The 22,747-nt window shown below is 53.7% G+C and carries 22 protein-coding genes; 14 read left to right on the forward strand and 8 right to left on the reverse strand.

What is annotated here, in order from left to right; genetic code table 11:
* Positions 1-331 precede the first annotated feature (331 nt).
* Both waaA and coaD read left to right on the forward strand, forming a co-directional pair.
* A complete protein-coding gene (waaA, locus tag QNN88_RS16330; protein WP_414241144.1) occupies positions 332-1,609 on the forward strand; it encodes a lipid IV(A) 3-deoxy-D-manno-octulosonic acid transferase in 1,278 nt (425 codons plus the stop codon).
* 8 nt (positions 1,610-1,617) lie between these two features.
* Positions 1,618-2,097 (forward strand): pantetheine-phosphate adenylyltransferase, encoded by a 480-nt coding sequence (gene coaD, locus QNN88_RS16335; protein WP_414241145.1) that lies wholly within the window; start codon positions 1,618-1,620, stop codon positions 2,095-2,097.
* A gap of 25 nt (positions 2,098-2,122) precedes the next feature.
* Here the strand turns inward: coaD and mutM are convergent, their stop codons facing one another.
* The 4 genes from mutM to radC all read right to left on the reverse strand — a co-directional run bounded on the left by mutM (position 2,123) and on the right by radC (position 4,337).
* Positions 2,123-2,932 (reverse strand): bifunctional DNA-formamidopyrimidine glycosylase/DNA-(apurinic or apyrimidinic site) lyase, encoded by an 810-nt coding sequence (mutM, locus tag QNN88_RS16340; protein WP_414241146.1) that lies wholly within the window; start codon positions 2,930-2,932, stop codon positions 2,123-2,125.
* A gap of 98 nt (positions 2,933-3,030) precedes the next feature.
* Entirely contained in the window at positions 3,031-3,198 is a 168-nt protein-coding gene (gene rpmG, locus QNN88_RS16345; RefSeq protein WP_003024094.1) for a 50S ribosomal protein L33, read from the reverse strand.
* Between the two features lie 20 nt (positions 3,199-3,218).
* A complete protein-coding gene (gene rpmB, locus QNN88_RS16350; protein WP_003024071.1) occupies positions 3,219-3,455 on the reverse strand; it encodes a 50S ribosomal protein L28 in 237 nt (78 codons plus the stop codon).
* A 216-nt stretch (positions 3,456-3,671) separates the two neighbouring features.
* Positions 3,672-4,337 carry a RadC family protein gene (gene radC, locus QNN88_RS16355; protein ID WP_414241147.1) on the reverse strand — a complete coding sequence of 222 codons (666 nt, stop codon included), beginning with the start codon at positions 4,335-4,337 and terminating at the stop codon, positions 3,672-3,674.
* Positions 4,338-4,509: 172 nt separating this feature from the next.
* Between radC and coaBC the strand changes: the two genes are divergently transcribed.
* From coaBC to slmA, 3 genes are all read left to right on the forward strand, one after another.
* Positions 4,510-5,730, forward strand: coding sequence for a bifunctional phosphopantothenoylcysteine decarboxylase/phosphopantothenate--cysteine ligase CoaBC (gene coaBC / locus QNN88_RS16360; protein WP_414241212.1), 1,221 nt, complete (start codon positions 4,510-4,512; stop codon positions 5,728-5,730).
* Entirely contained in the window at positions 5,708-6,166 is a 459-nt protein-coding gene (dut, locus tag QNN88_RS16365; protein ID WP_042998633.1) for a dUTP diphosphatase, read from the forward strand. The genes coaBC and dut overlap by 23 nt, the downstream gene beginning before the upstream one ends.
* Positions 6,167-6,274: 108 nt before the next feature.
* Positions 6,275-6,871 carry a nucleoid occlusion factor SlmA gene (gene slmA, locus QNN88_RS16370; RefSeq protein WP_414241148.1) on the forward strand — a complete coding sequence of 199 codons (597 nt, stop codon included), beginning with the start codon at positions 6,275-6,277 and terminating at the stop codon, positions 6,869-6,871.
* A gap of 39 nt (positions 6,872-6,910) precedes the next feature.
* Here the strand turns inward: slmA and pyrE are convergent, their stop codons facing one another.
* Positions 6,911-7,552, reverse strand: coding sequence for an orotate phosphoribosyltransferase (gene pyrE, locus QNN88_RS16375; protein ID WP_414241149.1), 642 nt, complete (start codon positions 7,550-7,552; stop codon positions 6,911-6,913).
* 79 nt (positions 7,553-7,631) lie between these two features.
* Positions 7,632-8,348, reverse strand: coding sequence for a ribonuclease PH (gene rph / locus QNN88_RS16380; RefSeq protein ID WP_042998636.1), 717 nt, complete (start codon positions 8,346-8,348; stop codon positions 7,632-7,634).
* Between the two features lie 125 nt (positions 8,349-8,473).
* Between rph and QNN88_RS16385 the strand changes: the two genes are divergently transcribed.
* Together QNN88_RS16385 and QNN88_RS16390 are read left to right on the forward strand one after the other, a co-directional pair.
* Positions 8,474-9,337 carry a YicC/YloC family endoribonuclease gene (locus tag QNN88_RS16385; RefSeq protein ID WP_195296015.1) on the forward strand — a complete coding sequence of 288 codons (864 nt, stop codon included), beginning with the start codon at positions 8,474-8,476 and terminating at the stop codon, positions 9,335-9,337.
* 255 nt (positions 9,338-9,592) lie between these two features.
* Complete coding sequence (locus QNN88_RS16390) at positions 9,593-10,210, forward strand: trimeric intracellular cation channel family protein (protein WP_414241150.1); 618 nt, start codon at positions 9,593-9,595, stop codon at positions 10,208-10,210.
* On the opposite strand, the gene ligB is transcribed toward QNN88_RS16390, so the two are convergent.
* Complete coding sequence (ligB, locus tag QNN88_RS16395) at positions 10,207-11,892, reverse strand: NAD-dependent DNA ligase LigB (RefSeq protein ID WP_414241151.1); 1,686 nt, start codon at positions 11,890-11,892, stop codon at positions 10,207-10,209. The two genes, QNN88_RS16390 and ligB, sit on opposite strands and share 4 nt — an antisense overlap.
* Positions 11,893-12,147: 255 nt before the next feature.
* Here ligB and gmk point away from each other — a divergent pair, with 255 nt between their 5' ends.
* From gmk to recG, 5 genes are read left to right on the forward strand one after another with little or no spacing between them, the layout of a single operon-like run.
* Positions 12,148-12,771, forward strand: a complete 624-nt coding sequence (gene gmk, locus QNN88_RS16400; protein ID WP_414241152.1) for a guanylate kinase — start codon at positions 12,148-12,150, stop codon at positions 12,769-12,771.
* A 54-nt stretch (positions 12,772-12,825) separates the two neighbouring features.
* On the forward strand, positions 12,826-13,101 hold the full coding sequence (rpoZ, locus tag QNN88_RS16405) for a DNA-directed RNA polymerase subunit omega (protein ID WP_000135058.1): 276 nt from the start codon (positions 12,826-12,828) through the stop codon (positions 13,099-13,101).
* 18 nt (positions 13,102-13,119) lie between these two features.
* Complete coding sequence (gene spoT / locus QNN88_RS16410; protein ID WP_414241153.1) at positions 13,120-15,231, forward strand: bifunctional GTP diphosphokinase/guanosine-3',5'-bis pyrophosphate 3'-pyrophosphohydrolase; 2,112 nt, start codon at positions 13,120-13,122, stop codon at positions 15,229-15,231.
* A gap of 4 nt (positions 15,232-15,235) precedes the next feature.
* Complete coding sequence (trmH, locus tag QNN88_RS16415; protein WP_414241154.1) at positions 15,236-15,925, forward strand: tRNA (guanosine(18)-2'-O)-methyltransferase TrmH; 690 nt, start codon at positions 15,236-15,238, stop codon at positions 15,923-15,925.
* Positions 15,926-15,928: 3 nt separating this feature from the next.
* Positions 15,929-18,010: an ATP-dependent DNA helicase RecG gene (recG, locus tag QNN88_RS16420; protein WP_414241155.1), complete on the forward strand. Its 2,082-nt coding sequence runs from the start codon at positions 15,929-15,931 to the stop codon at positions 18,008-18,010.
* Positions 18,011-18,055: 45 nt separating this feature from the next.
* Here recG and gltS read toward each other — a convergent pair whose 3' ends face one another.
* Positions 18,056-19,261 carry a sodium/glutamate symporter gene (gene gltS / locus QNN88_RS16425; protein WP_414241156.1) on the reverse strand — a complete coding sequence of 402 codons (1,206 nt, stop codon included), beginning with the start codon at positions 19,259-19,261 and terminating at the stop codon, positions 18,056-18,058.
* 229 nt (positions 19,262-19,490) lie between these two features.
* Here gltS and xanP point away from each other — a divergent pair, with 229 nt between their 5' ends.
* Both xanP and QNN88_RS16435 read left to right on the forward strand, forming a co-directional pair.
* Positions 19,491-20,882 carry a xanthine/proton symporter XanP gene (gene xanP / locus QNN88_RS16430; RefSeq protein ID WP_414241157.1) on the forward strand — a complete coding sequence of 464 codons (1,392 nt, stop codon included), beginning with the start codon at positions 19,491-19,493 and terminating at the stop codon, positions 20,880-20,882.
* Positions 20,883-21,003: 121 nt separating this feature from the next.
* Positions 21,004-22,737 carry an AsmA family protein gene (locus QNN88_RS16435; protein ID WP_414241158.1) on the forward strand — a complete coding sequence of 578 codons (1,734 nt, stop codon included), beginning with the start codon at positions 21,004-21,006 and terminating at the stop codon, positions 22,735-22,737.
* Positions 22,738-22,747: the final 10 nt, after the last annotated feature.

A 22,747-nucleotide genomic window follows, 5' to 3' on the forward strand; every position in this document is an offset into this window, starting at 1 on the left:
AACACTGATATTGCACTGACTTTTACGCGTTAGTGTATCACTTCTTTCGCTGCGATCCGACCCGAATAAATTAACCGTAAGCAGTACATTTTTCTTTTTTAAATCAAATTGATATTAATCCAGGCATCGCTTTATACGATACTCGCTAACTCCGCAAACAACGACAAGGACGGCAAAAATCAATAAATGGCATAAAAATGCAAAAAAGCTGAGCCTGACTAGCGGAATTAGTCTGACTTAAAGCTATTTAAGTCAAAAACAGGAAAAGTAATGGTAAAGCCCTGGCTAAATACATAGAATCCCCAGCACATCCATAAGTCAGCTATTTACTATGCTCGAATTGCTTTACACCGCCCTTCTCTACCTTATTCAGCCTTTGATCTGGATCCGGCTTTGGGTGCGCGGACGTAAGGCCCCGGCCTACCGTAAACGCTGGGGTGAACGCTACGGTTTTTACCGCCGCCCCCTGAAACCGGGCGGAATTATGCTCCACTCCGTTTCTGTCGGCGAAACACTGGCAGCAATTCCTTTGGTTCGCGCCCTGCGCCACCGCTACCCCTACCTGCCGATCACGGTCACCACGATGACACCAACCGGCTCCGAGCGTGTCCAGTCCGCCTTCGGTAGCGATGTTCAGCACGTCTACCTGCCTTATGATTTACCCGATGCGCTGGGACGTTTCCTGGATAAGGTCGATCCTAAGCTGGTACTGATTATGGAAACGGAGTTGTGGCCGAACCTGATTGCCGCGTTGCATAAACGCCGTATTCCCCTGGTCATCGCCAATGCGCGTCTTTCCGCTCGTTCCGCTGACGGTTACGCGAAACTGGGAAAATTTATCCGCAGAATCCTCCGTCGTATTACGCTAATTGCGGCGCAAAATGAAGAAGATGGTCAGCGCTTTGTGACGCTGGGCGCGAAGAATAATCAGGTGACCGTCACCGGCAGTCTGAAGTTCGATATTTCCGTGACGCCACAGCTTGCCGCGAAGGCAGTAACGCTACGTCGCCAGTGGGCGCCGCATCGCCCGGTGTGGATTGCCACCAGTACGCATGAGGGCGAAGAGAGTATTGTCATCGCCGCTCATCAGGCATTGTTACACCAGTTCCCCAACCTGCTGTTGATTCTGGTCCCGCGTCATCCGGAACGCTTCCCGGATGCGATTAACCTCGTGCGTGACGCCGGGCTAAGCTATACAACACGCTCATCCGGCGAAGTCCCCTCGACCAGTACGCAGGTTGTTGTGGGTGATACGATGGGTGAACTGATGCTGCTTTACGGAATTGCGGATCTGGCCTTTGTCGGAGGCTCTCTGGTTGAACGTGGCGGACATAACCCACTGGAAGCCGCAGCACACGCAATTCCCGTGCTGATGGGACCTCACACCTTCAACTTTAAAGATATCTGCGCCCGCCTGGAGCAGGCCAGCGGTTTGATTACGGTCACCGATGCCACAAGCCTCGCCAAAGAAGTTTCCTCTTTACTGACCGATGCCGATTATCGTAATTTCTATGGTCGTCACGCAGTTGAAGTTCTCTATCAAAACCAGGGCGCGCTACAGCGCCTGCTGCAACTGCTGGAACCTTATCTGCCACCGAAAACGCATTGAGGGCTGTTATGCAAAAACGGGCGATTTATCCAGGCACTTTTGATCCGTTGACGAACGGCCATATCGATATCATCACGCGCGCTACGCAGATGTTTGACCATGTCATTCTGGCGATTGCGGCAAGTCCTGGTAAAAAACCGATGTTCACCCTTGAAGAGCGCGTTGCGTTGGCTCAGCAGGCCACTGCCCATCTGTCCGGCGTTGAAGTGCTGGGCTTTAGCGATCTGATGGCCAATTTTGCGCGGGAGCAGCAGGCCAACATCCTGATTCGTGGATTACGCGCTGTCGCGGATTTCGAATACGAAATGCAACTCGCCCATATGAATCGTCATTTGATGCCAGAACTCGAAAGCGTCTTTCTGATGCCGTCTAAAGAGTGGTCCTTCATCTCATCGTCACTGGTGAAAGAAGTGGCGCGCCATAAAGGAGATGTCACCCACTTCCTGCCAGTAAATATTCATCAGGCGCTGCTGGCTAAGCTTAAATAGCGTCCCGGAGACGGGACGTATCACGTTACTTCTGACACTGGCGGCAATAGTATGTCGCACGTTGCGCGTGTTTGGATGCCACGATCGGCGTTCCGCACACTCTGCATGGCTCTCCTTTACGGCCATAGACCTGTAACTCCTGAGCAAAATAGCCCGGTTTACCATCACTTTGCAGAAAATCTTTCAGCGTCGTTCCGCCCTGCTCTATCGAACGCAACAAAACGGCCTTAATCACGCGCACCAGCAGTTCACATTCAGCCTGCGACAGCGACGACGCCAGTCGGTCAGGATGAATGCCAGCAGCAAACAGAGATTCACTGGCGTAGATGTTCCCGACGCCCACCACCAGTTTGTTATCCATCAGCCAGGGTTTAATCGCCGTTTTTTTCTTCGTGCACTTCTGTTGCAGGTATTCAGCGTTGAAATCGTCGCTAAGCGGTTCAGGACCGAGATGCGCCAGCACGTTGTGCCCTTCCAGCGCTTTCGTCCATAGCCAGGCGCCAAAACGTCGAGGATCGGTGTAGCGCAGGACTTTACCATTACTCATCACTAAATCGACGTGGTCGTGTTTTTCTGCCGGAAGATCTTCAGAAAGAATACGCAAACTGCCCGACATCCCCAGATGGATGATGATCCAGCCATCGGAGAGTTCCAGCAAAAGGTATTTTGCGCGACGTTGAACGCTGAGCACCGGTTTGTCGCTCAGACGGTAGATCTCTTCTGATACCGGCCAACGCAGACGCCCATTACGCACATTGGCATGCAAAATGGTTGCCCCGACCAGATGCGGCTCAATACCGCGGCGGCTGGTTTCAACTTCAGGTAATTCAGGCATAACGTCTCCGGCTGTGTATCAGGTCTCACTAATATGGGGATGGCCAGAAAACAAAAAACCCCGCCGAAGCGAGGTTTTTTATTACAGCAAAGCGAGAATTACTTAATTTTCGCTTCTTTGTAGAGAACGTGCTGACGGACAACTGGATCGAACTTTTTCAGTTCCAGTTTTTCCGGCTTAGTACGTTTGTTCTTCGTGGTGGTATAGAAGTGACCAGTACCAGCAGAAGAAACCAGCTTGATCTTCTCACGAATACCTTTAGCCATGATTTATTTCCTCTTAGTACTTAGTACTTTTCGCCACGGGCACGCAGTTCAGACAGAACTGTTTCGATGCCTTTCTTATCAATTACACGCATACCTTTAGCAGATACACGCAGGGTGACAAAACGCTTTTCGCTCTCAACCCAGAAACGGTGAGAGTGCAGGTTAGGCAGGAAACGGCGTTTAGTCGCGTTCAGTGCGTGGGAACGGTTGTTACCGGTCACCGGACGCTTGCCAGTAACTTGGCAGACTCGGGACATGTCTATTCTCCAAAAATCAAATTAGCTCGAGCTTCGTATGGGGTATCGGCGCCTCGTCAGGCTTTACAGCCCGGTCATCGCGGTTCAATGTGAACACTCGATTGCCAGGCCCAAATGCCAAACCCGAGATTCTCAAAGGTGGCGTAGTATACGCTGAGTCAGCGATGTGCTCAAGTCCCGAACAGACAAAGATCCCGATGGATCGCGCAAAGTGCGTCAAATCCAACCACGTTCCGCAAACGAAACGTACTCTCCGCGTCCAATGACAAGGTGATCAAGCACACGGATATCCATGAACTGACAGCATTTTACGACACGCTCAGTGATAAGTTTATCCGCTTTACTCGGCTCTGCACACCCCGACGGATGATTATGAGCAAGGATCACCGCAGATGCATTGATTTTTATCGCTTCACGAATAATTTCGCGCGGATGGATCTCAACATGGGTGAGCGTGCCAGAAAAAAGGCGGCTATGTTTAATGACCTTATGTTGGGAATCGAGAAAAACCACCATAAAAACTTCTCGCGCTTCCTGCGCAAATTGACTCTGCAAAAAATTCCGTGTTAACAACGGACTAAGTAACGGGTTTGTGCCTTTTATTTGCACTTGATAAAAGCGTCGGGCCAGCTCCGCAATACCTTTGAGCTGCGCATACTTTGCTACGCCAATCCCCGTCACCGTGCTGAACTGAGAGTAGTCCGCCGTCAATAAGCTATAAAGAGAACCAAAATGTTCCAGAATCTCTTTTGCCAGCGTAAAGACATCTTTCCCGGGCGTTCCTGTTCGTAAGAAGAGTGCTAACAGTTCATCATCCGTCAGTGTATCCACCCCAAGCGCCAACAGTTTTTCCCTCGGCAGTACGTACTCAACCGTCTCCATCCCACACCTCCTTATGGCTGCACGCATGGTGGCATAGCCCTGCGCGGGATTCGACGTGCAATTTTCACTCCTGCGTAGCGCCTCGCAAAGTGATTCATGGGTGAACGCACGACAGTTTACGGATTGTGATAAAATATCCGCCTTCTGGTGTAATCCAACAGGAAAGATCATGATGAGCCTGGCCGGTAAAAAAATTGTTCTCGGCGTCAGCGGCGGCATTGCGGCCTACAAAACCCCTGAACTGGTGCGTCGTCTGCGCGAGCGCGGCGCTGATGTCCGTGTAGCAATGACCGAGGCGGCTAAAGCCTTTATTACCCCACTCAGCTTACAGGCGGTTTCCGGGTATCCCGTTTCCGACAGTCTGCTGGATCCCGCGGCAGAAGCCGCGATGGGCCATATTGAGTTGGGGAAATGGGCCGACCTGGTGATTCTCGCCCCTGCCACCGCAGACCTTATTGCGCGTGTCGCAGCAGGTATGGCAAACGATCTGGTGTCCACGATTTGTCTGGCGACGCCGGCACCCATTGCCGTTTTACCGGCAATGAATCAGCAGATGTATCGGGCTGCAGCAACACAACACAATCTGGACGTACTGTCTTCCCGTGGGTTGCTCATTTGGGGGCCTGACAGCGGCAGCCAGGCATGCGGTGACGTAGGTCCGGGTCGCATGCTGGATCCCTTAGCAATCGTCGATATGGCCGCGGCGCATTTCTCCCCTGTCAACGATCTGCAACATCTCAATATCATGATTACCGCAGGCCCAACGCGTGAACCGCTCGATCCGGTGCGTTACATTTCTAACCACAGTTCCGGAAAAATGGGCTTTGCCATCGCCGCAGCGGCCGCCCGTCGCGGAGCGAACGTCACGCTGGTCACCGGCCCCGTATCGTTATCCACACCACCTTTTGTACAGCGTGTCGATGTGATGACCGCTCTGGAAATGGAAGCGGCGGTACATTCCGCGATACAACAGCAACATATTTTTATCGGCTGCGCTGCCGTAGCAGACTATCGCGCCGCCGTTGTCGCTCCGGAAAAAATTAAAAAGCAGGCAACACAAGGCGATGAATTTACAATAAAAATGGTTAAAAACCCGGACATCATCGCCGGCGTTGCCGCACGTAAAGACCCGCGCCCCTATGTCGTTGGGTTTGCCGCGGAAACGAATAATGTGGAAGAATACGCCCAGCAAAAACGTATCCGCAAAAACCTTGATTTGATCTGTGCAAACGATGTTTCTCTTTCAACTCAAGGATTTAACAGCGACAGCAACGCTTTACACCTTTTCTGGCAGGATGGAGATAAAGTCTTACCGCTTGAGCGCAAAGCACTCCTGGGCCAATTATTACTCGACGAGATCGTGACCCGTTATGATGAAAAAAATCGACGTTAAGATTCTGGACCCGCGTGTTGGCAAGCAATTCCCGCTGCCAACGTATGCCACCTCCGGCTCTGCCGGACTTGACCTGCGGGCTTGTCTCGATGACGCCGTAGAACTGGCGCCGGGCGCAACCACGCTGCTGCCAACCGGGCTGGCTATTCATATCGCCGATCCGTCTCTGGCTGCCGTCATCCTGCCGCGTTCAGGTCTGGGCCATAAGCATGGTATCGTGCTGGGCAACCTGGTGGGGTTGATTGACTCCGACTATCAGGGGCAACTGATGGTGTCCGTCTGGAACCGTGGCCAGGACAGTTTCACCATTGAGCCGGGCGAACGTATTGCACAGATGGTTTTTGTGCCCGTCGTGCAGGCTGAATTTAATCTGGTGGAAGAATTTGATGCCACTCACCGTGGTGAAGGCGGTTTCGGCCATTCCGGTCGTAAGTAAAAAAACTACGCATCCCGATAATGTCATAACGTCACCGCAAGCCCTGTGTTTGCGGTCATAGTGTGGATGCTCGCCTGTAAGTGCTTATTTTCAGGGGTATTTTGTAACATGGCAGAAAAACAAACTGCGAAAAGGAATCGTCGCGAAGAAATACTTCAGTCTCTGGCGCTGATGCTGGAATCCAGCGATGGAAGCCAACGCATCACAACGGCAAAACTGGCGGCTTCTGTCGGCGTTTCCGAAGCGGCGTTGTATCGTCATTTTCCCAGTAAGACGCGTATGTTCGATAGCCTGATTGAGTTTATCGAAGACAGCCTGATTACCCGTATCAATTTGATTTTGAAAGATGAAAAAGATACCCACGCGCGTCTGCGTCTGATTGTGTTATTGATTCTGGGTTTCGGCGAACGCAATCCCGGCCTGACGCGTATCCTGACCGGACATGCGCTGATGTTTGAACAGGACCGTTTGCAGGGTCGTATCAGCCAGCTGTTTGAACGCATTGAAGCGCAGTTACGCCAGGTGCTGCGGGAAAAACGGATGCGCGAAGGGGAAGGGTTCGTGACGGATGAAACGCTGCTGGCAAGCCAACTGCTCGCCTTTTGCGAAGGTATGTTGTCGCGCTTTGTGCGTAGCGAATTCAAATACCGTCCTACGGATGATTTTGACGCCCGCTGGCCGCTGCTCGCTGCGCAACTGCAGTAATGTTTGCCGGATAGCGCGCACGTTATCCGGCCACTCACGTCAAACGCCGAACGCTTCCCGATACGCCCGCACCGCTGCCAGATGCTCTGCCATTTCCGGCTTCTCTTCCAGATAAGCAATCAGGTCTTTCAGGGTGATGATGGAAATCACCTTACAGCCATAATCGCGCTCAACTTCCTGAATGGCGGAAATCTCGCCACGACCACGCTCCTGACGATCCAAAGAGATCAGCACGCCAGCCAGCGTTGCACCGTTGGCCTGGATGATTTCCATCGATTCCCGGATGGCCGTACCAGCGGTGATCACATCATCCACCAGCATCACTCGTCCCTGAAGCGCGCTGCCAACCAGAGTGCCGCCTTCGCCGTGATCTTTCGCCTCTTTGCGGTTAAAGCAGTATGGCAGATCCTTATCGTGGTGCTCAGCCAGCGCGACCGCCGTGGTAGTCGCAATAGGAATGCCTTTGTAAGCAGGACCAAAAAGCAGATCGAATTCAATGCCTGAATCCACTAACGCTTCGGCGTAAAAACGCCCTAACAGTGCCAGATCACGCCCGGTATTAAACAGCCCGGCGTTGAAGAAATAGGGGCTCTTACGCCCGGATTTCAGCGTGAATTCGCCAAACTTGAGTACCTGTTTGTTAAGCGCAAACTCGATAAACTGGCGTTGATAGGGTTTCATGGATTCGCTCCTCGTTTCACTTTCATCATTGACAAAATCTACGGACAAAAAAAAGGCGACTCACTGGTCGCCTTAAAAATCAATTTTCTAACGCCGCCTTCTGCGTCGCGACAATAGATTCGATTCCCCCTCGGGCCAGAGCCAGCAAGGTGAGAAGTTCTTCATGGCTGAACGGCTCGCCTTCCGCCGTTCCCTGGACTTCAATGATTCGCCCATCCTCGGTCATCACCACATTCATGTCGGTCTCCGCCGCCGAGTCTTCAACGTATTCCAGATCGCAGAGCGCTTCACCATTGACGATCCCCACGGATACCGCAGCAACCATCCCTTTCATCGGGTTGGTTTTCAGCTTACCGCTGGCCACCAGCTTGTTCAGCGCATCCGCCAGTGCAACGCAGGCACCGGTAATAGAGGCGGTACGCGTGCCGCCATCAGCCTGGATTACATCGCAGTCCAGAGTAATGGTAAATTCACCCAGCGTTTTGAGATCGACCGCTGCGCGAAGTGCACGGGCGATCAGACGCTGAATCTCCATCGTGCGGCCGCCCTGCTTGCCCTTGGCGGCTTCGCGCGCGTTACGGGTATGGGTTGCCCGCGGCAGCATGCCATATTCAGCCGTGATCCAGCCCTGACCCTGACCTTTCAGAAAACGGGGTACGCCTTCTTCGATCGAGGCAGTGCATAACACTTTGGTATCGCCAAATTCGACCAGCACCGAGCCTTCAGCATGTTTTGTATAGTTACGGGTCAGGGTTACGGGACGCACCTGATTAGCGCTACGGCCTGCTGGACGCATATTGAGATCTCCGGCTTGAAACGAATGTGGCTGCGCATTATACGGACTTCCCGCGGTTATTCCTATCCTGACAAGGCCGGGATGGCTATAATCCTCACATCTCTCCTTTAAAAACAGGAACGTCTATGATCCGCAGTATGACCGCCTACGCCCGGCGTGAAATCAAGGGTGAATGGGGTAGCGCCACCTGGGAAATGCGCTCGGTAAACCAGCGTTATCTGGAAACTTACTTTCGTCTGCCGGAACAGTTCCGTAGTCTTGAACCTGTTGTTCGTGAACGTATTCGTACTCGTCTGACGCGCGGTAAAGTCGAGTGTATGCTGCGCTTTGAACCGGATGCCAGCGCGCAGGGCGAGCTCATCCTGAATGAAAAGCTGGCAAAACAACTCGTGAACGCAGCCAACTGGGTCAAGATGCAGAGTGATGAAGGGGAAATCAATCCGGTCGATATCCTGCGCTGGCCAGGCGTAATGGCGGCACAGGAACAGGACCTGGATGCCATTGCCGCAGAAATTCTGACTGCACTTGACGGCACGCTTGACGATTTCATCGTTGCCCGCGAAACGGAAGGTCAGGCACTAAAAGCGCTGATCGAGCAGCGTCTGGAAGGCGTAAGCGCTGAAGTGGTTAAAGTCCGGGCTCATATGCCCGAAATTCTGCAATGGCAGCGCGAACGTCTGGTCGCTAAGCTCGAAGACGCCCAGGTCCAGTTAGAGAATAACCGTCTGGAGCAAGAGCTGGTCCTGATGGCACAGCGTATTGATGTGGCAGAAGAACTGGATCGCCTGGAAGCCCACGTCAAAGAAACTTACAACATCCTGAAGAAAAAAGAGGCGGTGGGTCGCCGTCTGGACTTCATGATGCAGGAATTCAACCGTGAGTCGAATACACTGGCGTCGAAATCCATTAATGCTGAAGTGACGAATTCCGCCATCGAACTGAAAGTTTTGATCGAGCAGATGCGCGAGCAGATTCAGAACATCGAATAAAGTGTCTATCCGCGTAGCCCGTCAGCCAAAGGCGGTGCTACGTTTATCCACCTATTACGCTGACTAATGTCTGGCTTCAGTTTAGTTTTTTTCATCTATTTTTCTGAATGAAAAATCCTCAAACCGCACACTACTTCAGAACAACAGGAATTTCGCATTAACTGAAGTTATCAAAAACGTCTCACCTTAGAAAATCTCAATCGTGACGACGAGCGCAAGTCGTTACCCTGTGTCCCCTAAATACTGGGGGGAGTCATGCTGTTACACGTTTTGTACCTGATAGGAATCACCGCTGAAGCCATGACCGGCGCTCTGGCGGCGGGCCGTCGTCGGATGGATACTTTCGGCGTCATCATTATTGCCACAGCAACCGCCATCGGCGGCGGCTCTGTCCGCGATATTCTGCTCGGACACTATCCTCTGGGTTGGGTTAAACATCCCGAATACGTGATTATTGTCGCCACGGCGGCGGTTGTGACGACCATTGTGGCTCCCGTCATGCCCTATCTGCGCAAGGTATTCCTGGTACTGGATGCCTTAGGTCTGGTGGTCTTTTCCATCATTGGCGCCCAGGTTGCTCTGGATATGGGGCACGGACCGATCATTGCCGTCGTTGCTGCGGTCACCACCGGCGTCTTTGGTGGGGTACTGCGCGACATGTTCTGTAAACGTATTCCGCTCGTTTTTCAGAAAGAGCTTTACGCTGGCGTCTCATTCGCCTCTGCCGTGCTTTACATCGTTCTGCAACACTATGTTTCCAACCAGGATATCGTGATTATCTCAACCCTGATGTTTGGTTTTGTCGCCCGTCTCCTGGCGCTGCGCCTGAAGCTGGGTTTGCCGGTGTTTTACTACCACCACGAAAGCCATTAAGGAATAAAGCTCTCAATTTGCTGAGCCGCCAGCCAGCGGCTCAGTTGTTTGACCTCCGCGTTGTCCAGCCAGGCCATCACCTGACGTGCGCGACGCGGGCCGACAGCCGGAAGTTGTTGCCAGTACAATTCCTTTCGCCCTGACAACTGCCGCCATGAACGATCGCCGCTGGCATTGAGCGCCGTCAGAGGTATCGGGATGCCTAACGCCTGGATCCAGCGGATAAATGGCTGTTTTCTCACCTTATTAAACTGATGCCATACCTGCTCGCCCTTCGCTTTCGCAAACCCCGGCGTGTGCTGAATCTGCTCCTGAGTTAAGGCCAGCCAGGAAAAGATATGCTCAAAGTGGTGCTGCTGATGAAGCGCTCGCCAGCCCGCCTCACCAACGCCGTCTAATTTTAAAACCGTGCCAGAGCCCAACCAGACCAGGCGGGAGATAAACTGCTCCTGACACGATGGTGAAACAAAAAAACAGGTCAATGTGTTGTAGCGATTTTCAGGAGGGCTCGGTTTAGTCCGTTCTGAACTCCGCCAGACAACGTCGTCAATACGCGGGATCCCCTGTCCGGCAAGACTCACCAGTATCTGATCGCCAGGGGCGATGTCCCACTCCTCCCAGCGACTAACAGAACCGATATTCACCCGCTGCACCCGTTTATCGTCCAGCATGACAGGGGCAAGCGTCGCAACAACAGCAATTTTTCCGCTTTTGCCGATCGAAAACTGAATCGCGGTGACCTCCGCCACCTGGGCAACAGGCGGATATTTCCAGGCAACCAGCCAGGTTCCTTGTCCCGGTAACCACCGGTGAGAGGCAGGTTCTTTGTCCATCCGCACAACCACCCCATCGGTGACAAAGGGTAACGCAGACGTCCACCATTGCGTACGCGCCCGCTCCACACCTTCAATACTGGTGGCTGGCAGCGTAAACATCTTCGTTAGCGTAAACCCCGCCGCACTCAACAGTTTTACTCTTTCGGACATTGTCTGTGGTCCATCAGGCCAGGCCCAGATAAAAATCCCCAGAGATGATAAATCACCAACGTTGCCCTTTCGCATCAACAGACCCGCCACCTTCGAACGGGCATTCATGCCACCCATTTTTTGCTGGATATGACCGTCCTGTTGCAGAAAGATCTCGCCCTGCAACACGCTGTTTGCCAGCGAGCCCACTATAGTTCGCGGCACAGCAGGAATCTGTTGTACTTTTTGCGTCCAGTCTTCGCCTTTTAGTCCATCACCACGGCTGATAGCCTGGGTCAATTTTCCATTCTGGTATTTCAGCGTAACCGCCACGCCATCAACCTTTGGCTGTACCCACAAATCGTTGTGCTCACGCATCCATTGCTGCATGGCTCGCTTGTCTGCCAGTTTTTGTACGCCAGTATGGGCGACAGGATGAGAGACTGTGCCACCAGGAGAGGATAATGTCAGGCCGGGAGGTGCGTCGTCAGCAAAGCAGTGCTGCCACTGGAGCAGTCGCGCATGCAATTGATCGTAGACGCCATCATCAACCGTGCCAGCGCCCTCCTTCCAGTAGGCGTCATCCCACTGCGCAATTTGCTGTTGTAAACGAGAGATCTCTTCGTGGGCTCTGCTTGCCGACCATACCGGGCATACCGCCCAGGCCTGCGTGTGCCAAAGCCACCCCCCCATTAATATCGCTATCCCTGTTTTCATCACCACCTCCGCTGTACGTTTTCAGGCAGATATAGCGCGTTGCATGGCCGTCGCCGAGCGACAAAAGTTAAGATTGCGTACACGCTTCCAGTGATTCCGTTCATTTGCAGAGAATGTTGCGTAAATCAGGAAACAGGCGCGCAAAAGCAATAATCTGGCGTAAAAAGTGTGACAAAGACTACGTCGCGTAGCGACGACGTGTATAATAAGCCCGTATGTAGGTTCATTTTCGATAATCACATACGTAAGATACTCATGGCTCAAGGCACGCTATATATTGTTTCTGCCCCCAGTGGCGCGGGTAAATCCAGCCTGATTCAGGCTTTATTAAAAACCCAACCGTTGTATGACACCCAGGTTTCTGTTTCACACACCACGCGCGCGCCGCGTCCGGGTGAAGTTCATGGTGAGCACTATTTCTTTGTGAATCATGACGAATTCAGAACCATGATTGGCAACGACGCGTTTCTGGAACACGCAGAAGTATTTGGTAATTACTACGGCACCTCGCGTGAAGCCATTGAACAAGTACTGGCTTCTGGGGTGGATGTCTTTCTGGATATCGACTGGCAGGGCGCGCAACAAATTCGCCAGAAGATGCCACATGCGCGCAGTATCTTTATTCTGCCGCCGTCTAAACTTGAACTGGACCGCCGCTTACGCGGTCGCGGTCAGGATAGCGAAGATGTTATTGCAAAACGTATGGCGCAAGCTGTTGCAGAAATGAGCCATTACGCCGAATATGATTATCTTATTGTGAATGACGACTTCGATACCGCTCTTGGCGATTTGAAGACCATCATTCGCGCCGAACGTCTGCGCATGAGCCGCCAAAAGCAGCGTCATGACGCTTTAATCAGCAAACTGTTGGCAGACTGAACCCAGTTTCAGTATCATGCCCAGTCATTTCTTCACCTGTGGAGCATTTTAAGTATGGCACGCGTAACTGTTCAGGACGCTGTAGAGAAAATTGGTAACCGTTTTGACCTGGTACTGGTCGCCGCGCGTCGCGCTCGTCAGATGCAGGTAGGCGGAAAGGATCCGCTCGTACCGGAAGAAAACGATAAAACTACCGTAATCGCGCTGCGCGAAATCGAAGAAGGTCTGATTAACAACCAGATCCTCGATGTCCGTGAGCGTCAGGAACAGCAAGAGCAGGAAGCCGCTGAATTACAAGCCGTAACCGCCATTGCTGAAGGTCGTCGTTAATCACAAAGCGGGTCGCCCTTGTATCTGTTTGAAAGCCTGAATCAGCTGATTCAAAACTACCTGCCGGAAGACCAAATCAAACGTCTGCGGCAGGCGTATCTCGTTGCACGTGACGCTCACGAGGGCCAGACACGTTCAAGCGGTGAACCTTATATCACGCACCCTGTTGCGGTAGCCTGCATTCTTGCCGAGATGAAACTCGACTATGAAACGTTGATGGCTGCACTGCTGCATGACGTGATCGAAGATACTCCCGCCACCTACCAGGACATGGAGCAGCTTTTTGGTAAAAGCGTGGCTGAACTGGTAGAAGGGGTATCAAAGCTTGATAAACTCAAGTTCCGCGATAAGAAAGAGGCGCAGGCCGAAAACTTCCGCAAGATGATTATGGCGATGGTGCAGGATATCCGCGTCATTCTCATCAAACTTGCTGACCGCACCCATAACATGCGCACGCTGGGCTCACTACGCCCGGATAAACGTCGCCGCATCGCCCGTGAAACCCTCGAAATCTATAGCCCGCTGGCACACCGTTTAGGTATTCATCACATTAAAACCGAGCTCGAAGAACTGGGTTTTGAGGCGTTGTACCCGAACCGCTATCGTGTGATCAAAGAGGTAGTTAAAGCTGCACGCGGCAACCGTAAAGAGATGATCCAAAAAATCCTCTCTGAAATCGAAGGGCGTCTGCAAGAAGCCGGCATTCCGTGTCGCGTCAGTGGTCGCGAGAAACATCTCTATTCCATCTATTGCAAGATGGTGCTGAAAGAACAACGCTTTCACTCGATCATGGATATTTACGCGTTCCGCGTTATCGTCCATGACTCCGACACCTGCTATCGCGTGCTTGGCCAGATGCACAGCCTCTATAAGCCACGTCCTGGACGGGTTAAAGATTACATCGCCATTCCGAAAGCGAACGGCTATCAATCTTTGCACACGTCGATGATTGGTCCGCACGGCGTGCCAGTGGAAGTTCAGATCCGTACCGAAGATATGGATCAGATGGCGGAAATGGGGGTCGCGGCGCACTGGGCTTATAAAGAGCACGGTGAAACCAGCACAACCGCACAGATCCGCGCACAGCGCTGGATGCAAAGTCTGCTCGAACTGCAACAAAGTGCGGGCAGCTCGTTTGAATTTATCGAGAGCGTAAAATCCGATCTGTTCCCGGATGAGATTTACGTTTTCACACCGGAAGGGCGCATTGTCGAACTGCCTGCCGGTGCCACTCCTGTCGACTTTGCTTATGCGGTGCATACCGATATCGGTCATGCCTGCGTCGGCGCACGCGTCGACAGACAGCCCTATCCGCTGTCACAGCCCCTGACCAGCGGCCAGACGGTTGAAATCATTACCGCGCCAGGCGCTCGTCCGAACGCGGCCTGGCTCAACTTTGTCGTGAGCTCCAAAGCGCGCGCCAAGATTCGCCAGTTGTTGAAGAACCTCAAGCGTGATGATTCCGTCAGCCTGGGGCGTCGCCTGCTCAACCATGCACTGGGCGGCAGCCGTAAGCTGGCCGAAATCCCGCAAGAGAGCATTCAGCGTGAACTTGAACGCATGAAGCTCGCTACGCTTGACGACCTGCTGGCTGAAATCGGCCTCGGCAACGCCATGAGCGTGGTGGTAGCAAAAAATCTGCAGCAGGGTGATGCCTCTGCTATCCAACCGGCGGTGCCAGGCCACGGTCATTTGCCCATTAAAGGCGCAGATGGCGTGCTGATTACTTTTGCCAAGTGCTGTCGTCCGATTCCTGGCGATCCGATCATTGCCCATGTCAGCCCGGGTAAAGGTCTGGTTATCCACCATGAATCCTGCCGTAACATCCGTGGTTACCAGAAAGAGCCAGAGAAATTTATGGCGGTAGAATGGGATAAAGAGACGGAGCAGGAATTCATCACCGAAATAAAAGTGGATATGTTTAACCACCAGGGCGCACTGGCTAACCTGACGGCGGCGATCAACACCACCACCTCGAATATTCAGAGCCTGAATACTGAAGAGAAAGATGGTCGCGTCTACAGCGCCTTTATTCGCCTTACCGCGCGCGACCGCGTCCATCTGGCGAATATTATGCGCAAGATCCGCGTGATGCCAGACGTGATAAAAGTCACCCGTAACCGAAACTAGTCAAATGAATGCACAGCGTTATGCGCGAATCTGCGAGATGCTCGCCAGGCGCCAGCCGGACCTGACCGTCTGCATGGAGCAGGTCCATAAACCTCATAACGTTTCTGCGATCATTCGTACCGCAGATGCCGTTGGTGTCCACGAAGTCCACGCCGTCTGGCCTGGCAGCCGTATGCGCACCATGGCCTCGGCGGCGGCGGGCAGCAACAGTTGGGTGCAGGTGAAAACCCACCGCACAATTGGCGATGCCGTCGCGCGTCTAAAAGATCGGGGCATGCAAGTTCTGGCGACCCACCTCTCTGACAATGCTGTCGATTTCCGCGAAATCGATTACACGCGTCCGACCTGTATTCTGATGGGTCAGGAAAAAACCGGCATTACCCAGGAAGCGTTAGCACTGGCAGACCAGGACATTATCATCCCGATGACGGGTATGGTTCAGTCACTTAATGTTTCCGTCGCTTCTGCGTTAATTCTTTACGAAGCGCAGCGCCAGCGGCAGAACGCCGGAATGTACCTGCGTGAAAACAGCATGTTGCCGGAAGAGGAACAGCAGCGCCTGTTGTTTGAAGGCGGCTATCCGGTGCTGGCGAAAGTCGCCAGGCGCAAAGGGCTGCCCTATCCGCACGTCAATCAGCAGGGCGCCATTGAAGCCGATGATGCCTGGTGGTCCACTATGCAGGCGGCGAAGTAAATCATGAGTGGGCGCCTGTTAGATGCGGTCCCGCTCAGTTCACTAACGGGCGTTGGCGCAGCGCAAAGCAGCAAACTGGCGAAAATTGGTCTGCACACCGTGCAGGACCTGCTGTTACACCTTCCTTTGCGTTATGAAGACCGCACCCAACTTTATCCCATTGGTGAACTGCTGCCGGGCGTTTACGCCACCGTCGAAGGGGAAGTGCTGAACTGCAATATCACCTTCGGCGGTCGCCGGATGATGACCTGTCAGATCAGCGACGGTTCCGGCATTCTGACAATGCGCTTTTTCAACTTTAGCGCGGCGATGAAGAACAGCCTCGCAACCGGACGACGCGTACTGGCTTATGGCGAAGCGAAGCGTGGGAAGTACGGCGCAGAGATGATCCACCCGGAATACCGTGTCCAGGGCGATCTCAGTACACCAGCGCTGCAGGAGACCCTCACCCCGGTTTATCCCACAACTGAAGGGGTAAAACAGGCCACGTTACGTAAGCTCACCGATCAGGCGTTAGACCTGCTGGATACCTGCGCCATTGCCGAACTTCTGCCACCTGAGTTATTACAGGGTATGCTCAGTCTGCCCGAAGCGCTTCGTACGCTGCATCGCCCACCGCCGACGCTCCAGTTAAGCGATCTGGAGACTGGCCAGCATCCGGCGCAACGTCGTCTGATCCTGGAAGAGTTACTGGCGCATAACCTGAGTATGCTGGCGCTTCGTGCAGGCGCACAGCGTTTTCATGCCCAACCACTGAGCGCTAACGACACGCTGAAAAACCAACTGTTAGCCTCTCTGCCCTTCAAGCCAACCGGCGCGCAGGCCCGCGTGGTGGCGGAAATCGAGCATGATATGGCGCTCGATATCCCAATGATGCGCCTGGTGCAGGGCGATGTCGGCTCTGGTAAAACGCTGGTCGCCGCGCTGGCGGCCCTGCGGGCGATTGCGCACGGTAAACAGGTCGCACTGATGGCCCCGACCGAGCTACTGGCGGAGCAGCATGCCAACAACTTCCGCAACTGGTTTGCTCCGCTGGGCGTCGAAGTCGGCTGGCTGGCTGGCAAGCAGAAAGGCAAAGCGCGTCAGGCGCAACAAGATGCAATCGCCAGCGGGCAGGTGCAGATGGTCGTGGGAACGCACGCGATCTTCCAGGAACAAGTGCAGTTCAACGGTCTTGCACTGGTGATCATCGACGAACAGCACCGTTTCGGCGTGCATCAGCGCCTCGCGCTTTGGGAGAAAGGCCAGCAGCAGGGTTTTCACCCGCATCAGCTCATTATGACCGCGACCCCTATCCCGCGTACGCTGGCGATGACCGCCTACGCAGATCTCGATACCTCTGTCATTGACGAGTTACCGCCCGGGCGTACGCCCGTCACAACGGTTGCTATTCCGGATACACGTCGCAGCGATATTATTGACCGCGTGCGCAACGCCTGTACGCAGGAAGGTCGCCAGGCCTACTGGGTCTGTACGCTGATTGAAGAATCTGATTTGTTAGAAGCGCAGGCCGCCGAGGCGACATGGGAAGAATTAAAACTCGCGCTACCAGAACTGAATGTGGGTCTGGTCCACGGACGCATGAAGCCGGCGGAAAAACAGGCGGTGATGGCGGCGTTTAAACAGGGCGAACTGCACCTGCTGGTCGCCACCACGGTAATTGAAGTCGGCGTAGATGTGCCGAATGCCAGCCTGATGATCATCGAAAATCCGGAGCGTCTTGGATTAGCACAGTTACACCAGTTGCGTGGGCGCGTCGGGCGTGGCGCGGTAGCCTCGCACTGCGTCCTGCTCTACAAATCGCCATTATCGAAAACGGCGCAGAAGCGATTGCAGGTACTGCGCGACAGCAGCGATGGCTTTGTGATTGCGCAAAAAGATCTCGAAATTCGTGGGCCGGGTGAGTTGCTGGGAACGCGGCAGACAGGTAATGCAGAATTTAAAGTCGCGGATTTACTGCGCGATCAAGCTATCATTCCGGAAGTTCAGCGTATTGCACGTCACATTCATGAACGTTATCCGCAACAGGCAAAAGCGTTAATCGAACGCTGGATGCCGGAAACAGAACGCTATTCTAACGCCTGATGGCGATGCAAAAGCGCGGTGGTTCATCACCACCGCACCTTCTCGTTATTGCGCAAAAATAGGTAACAGCAAATACAGCTTAATCACCAGTGCATTGACGATGTCGATAAAGAACGCCCCCACCATCGGTACCACCAGAAACGCCATATGGGAGGGACCAAAACGTTCGGTAATCGCCTGCATATTGGCAATCGCGGTTGGCGTCGCCCCCAGGCCAAAACCACAGTGTCCCGCCGCCAGCACGGCTGCATCGTAATTTTTGCCCATCATTCGCCAGGTGACAAATATCGCATACAGCGCCATAAAAATGGACTGTACAACGAGGATCGCCAGCATCGGCAGCGCCAGGGACGCCAGTTCCCACAGCTTCAGGCTCATCAACGCCATGGCCAGAAACAGCGACAGGCTGACGTTCCCGAGAACAGAGACTGCACGCTCAAACACGCGATAAAAACCTACCAGCGCCAGGCCGTTACTGACAATCACGCCGACAAACAACACGCAGACAAACGTGGGCAGTTCAAACACCGTTCCTGCCAGCAATTGCGCAACAATCCGGCCTACCGTCAGACAGATAGCAATAAGCGCAATGGTTTCGATCAGTACCAGAGAGGTGATCATGCGCCCGACGTCCGGTTTCTCAAACGCTGTCGGCACTTCCAGATCGTCCGGAATACCGTCCGGCGTAGTGGAGTGTTTGACCAGATAACGCGCTACAGGTCCACCAATCAGTCCACCAAGAACCAGACCGAAGGTGGCGCACGCCATCGCCACTTCCGTTGCGTTAGTAAAGCCGTAACGTTCGATAAACAACTTACTCCAGGCGGCGCCAGTACCGTGGCCCCCGGAGAGCGTGATCGAACCGGCAATTAGCCCCATCAGTGGATCGAGTCCCAGCAGGCTGGCCATCCCAATGCCGATAGCGTTTTGCATCAGCAGCAATCCCACCACGACGATCAGAAAAATCCCCACCACGCGACCACCAGCCCGTAGGCTGGCGATGTTGGCATTTAAACCGATGGTTGCGAAAAACGCCAACATCAGCGGGTCGCGCAACGTCATATCGAAATTCACTTCCCAGCCCATGCTCTTTTTCAGCACTAACAGGGCCAGCGCGACCAGCAACCCACCGGCAACCGGTTCTGGAATCGTGTATTTCTTGAGAAAGGAGACTGACTGAACCAGTTTACGCCCCAGCAGCAACGTCAGCGTTGCGGCAACGAGGGTTGATAAGGTATCGAGTTGAAACATACAAAGCTCCTTGAGTACGTCTGAATCAGTTACGCACGATGTCTTATTCCTGCGAAAATTTTTAGCTTTTAATGATAATTCGGCATGGATTTTAAGCAGAAAAAAGGGAAAAGTTATATAAAAATGTGATTTTATCTATTTTAAATATTAAGAATACCCACTCGCAAACGTTTGCTTTTACCATCTGGTCAGATAAAATGCCCGCTTTGCCACCACGGGATTATCACTGATGTCTGTTAACACCCTCGAGTCGGAAAATGCGCAACCGGTTGCGCAGACTCAAAACAGCGAACTGATTTATCGTCTTGAAGATCGCCCGCCGCTTCCACAAACGCTGTTTGCCGCCTGTCAGCATCTGCTGGCAATGTTCGTTGCGGTCATTACGCCGGCGCTGCTCATCTGTCAGGCGCTGGGGTTACCGGCTCAGGATACGCAACACATTATCAGCATGTCTCTGTTTGCCTCCGGCGTGGCCTCGATTATTCAAATTAAAGCATGGGGTCCGGTGGGTTCAGGATTGTTATCGATTCAGGGCACCAGTTTTAACTTTGTCGCGCCGCTGATTATGGGCGGTACCGCGCTGAAAACGGGTGGTGCAGATGTCCCGACCATGATGGCAGCGCTGTTTGGCACGCTGATGCTGGCGAGTTGTACGGAGATGGTAATCTCCCGCGTACTGCATCTTGCCCGTCGTATCATTACGCCGCTGGTGTCCGGCGTAGTGGTGATGATTATCGGCCTGTCGCTGATTCAGGTCGGCCTGACCTCCATCGGTGGCGGCTACGCCGCAATGAGCGACAACACCTTCGGTGCGCCGAAAAACCTGATGCTGGCGGGCGTGGTCCTGCTGCTGATCATTCTGCTCAACCGGCAACGCAACCCGTACCTGCGCGTGGCCTCTCTGGTGATCGCGATGGCCGCAGGCTACGCGCTGGCGTGGTTTATGGGCATGCTGCCGGAAAATACCGCACCAACCTCCGGGGATCTGATCATGGTGCCCACACCGTTGTATTACGGGTTGGGCATTGACTGGAACCTGCTGCTGCCGCTGATGCTGGTATTTATGATCACCTCGCTGGAAACCATCGGCGATATCACTGCGACGTCCGATGTCTCCGAACAGCCCGTCTCTGGCCCACTGTACATGAAGCGTCTGAAAGGCGGCGTGCTGGCAAACGGCCTGAACTCATTTGTCTCTGCGGTCTTTAATACCTTCCCGAACTCCTGTTTCGGGCAGAACAATGGGGTCATTCAGTTGACCGGCGTCGCCAGCCGTTACGTTGGTTTTGTGGTTGCGCTGATGTTGATCCTGCTCGGTCTGTTCCCGGCGGTGAGCGGCTTTGTACAGCATATTCCTGAGCCAGTACTCGGCGGGGCTACGCTGGTCATGTTCGGGACAATCGCGGCGTCTGGTGTGCGTATTGTTTCCCGCGAACCGCTGAACCGTCGTGCGATTTTGATTATTGCGCTGTCGCTGGCCGTCGGTCTTGGCGTCTCCCAACAGCCGCTGATCCTGCAGTTCGCGCCGGACTGGGTGAAAAATCTGCTCTCTTCCGGAATCGCTGCAGGCGGTATCACCGCTATCGTACTGAACCTGATTTTCCCGCCTGAAAAACAGTAAACGCTCCGCGACGGTGATTCCACTTCACCGTCGCTATCATACTCTTTCACGATTCCTGCCTTGAGGATTGTGCGTAAATCGTGCATAACTCAACTATGTGCCCTTCGCAGGATGGAAGACCATGAAATTTATTGGAAAGCTGATTCTCTACGTGCTGATTGCCCTTCTGGTGGTGATTCTCGGCCTCTATTTCCTGCTGCAAACACGCTGGGGTGCAGAACACGTCAGTGCCTGGATATCTGAGCACAGCGAGTATCGGTTGTCTTTTGAGGCGATGGACCATCGTTTTTCTTCTCCTTCGCATATCCTGCTGAAAAACGTCACCTTTGGACGCGACGGTCAACCTGCAACACTTGTGGCTAAAACGGTCGATATTGGCCTGAGCACTCGCCAACTGACCCATCCGCGATATGTCGATACGATCCTGCTACAAAACGGCACCCTGAATATTTCCCCTCATACAGCACCGTTACCCTTCCAGGCCGATCGCCTGCAGTTACAGGATATGGCGTTTAACAGCCCTGACAGCGAGTGGAATCTGAGCGCTCAGCGGGTAAATGGCGGCATCATCCCCTGGCTGCCAGAAGCCGGTAAAGTGCTTGGTAGTAAAGCCCAGATTCAACTCAGCGCCGGTTCACTGACACTGAACGATGTTCCCGCCGCTAACGTCCTGATTGAAGGCAGTATTGATAACGAACAGGTGACATTAAGCACTATCGGCGCGGATATCGCGCGCGGTGCTTTAACCGGCGTGGCAAAGCGCCATGCCGACGGTAGCTGGATGGTTGAAAATCTGCGACTGAACGATATCCGATTGCAAAGCGATAAATCGCTGAGAGACTTTTTCGCGCCGCTTACCACTATTCCGTCGCTACAGATTAACCGCCTTGAGGTCACTGACGCGCGTCTACAGGGCCCGGACTGGGCGGTCACCGATCTGGATCTCAGCTTGCGTAACCTGACCTTCAGCAAGGACGACTGGCAGACGCAGGAAGGCAAATTGTCGATGAATGCCAGCGAGTTCATTTTTGGCTCATTGCACTTGTTTGATCCTATTCTGAATGCCGAGTTTTCACCGCAAGGCATCGCGCTACGCCAGTTCACCACCCGCTGGGAGGGCGGCATGGTCAGAACCTCCGGCAACTGGCTGCGCGAGGGTAAAGCCTTAATCCTCGATGATGCGGCCATCGCGGGCATCGAGTACACCCTGCCGGAAAACTGGAAACAGCGCTGGATGCAGCCACTGCCCGCCTGGCTCAACAGCCTGACGCTGAAGAAATTTAATGCCAGCCGCAATCTGGTCATTGATATCGACCCGACGTTCCCGTGGCAGTTGACCGCGCTGGATGGCTATGGCGCCAATCTGGGGTTAGTGCAGAACCAGAAATGGGGTGTCTGGAGCGGAAACGCGACCCTGAATGCCGCCGCCGCCACCTTCAACCGCGTCGACGTACGTCGCCCCTCTTTGTCTTTAACCGCCAATGCCAGCACGGTGAATATCAGCGAACTGAGCGCTTTTACGGAAAGAGGGATTCTGGAAGCGACCGCCAGCGTGTCGCAATTACCGCTGCGTCAGACGCAGGTTAGCCTGAATGGACGCGGCGTCCCGGTGAACGTCCTGCAGCAGTGGGGCTGGCCCGCGCTACCGATTTCAGGTGACGGCAATATTCAACTGACCGCCAGCGGCACAGTGCAGGCTGACGCGCCCCTCAAACCCACGGTGAATGGGCAGCTTCACGCCATAAATGCGGATAAACAGCAGGTCACGCAAACCATGCAAGCCGGAGTGGTCACCTCGGGCGAAGTTACATCAACCGAACCTGCTCCAGTATCCCCCGCTCCCGTTACGCCGTAATCACCTCTTC

Origin of the sequence: Citrobacter sp. ANG330 (assembly GCF_047467925.1) — a bacterium.
Classification (GTDB): Bacteria; Pseudomonadota; Gammaproteobacteria; order Enterobacterales; family Enterobacteriaceae; genus Citrobacter_A; species Citrobacter_A amalonaticus_G.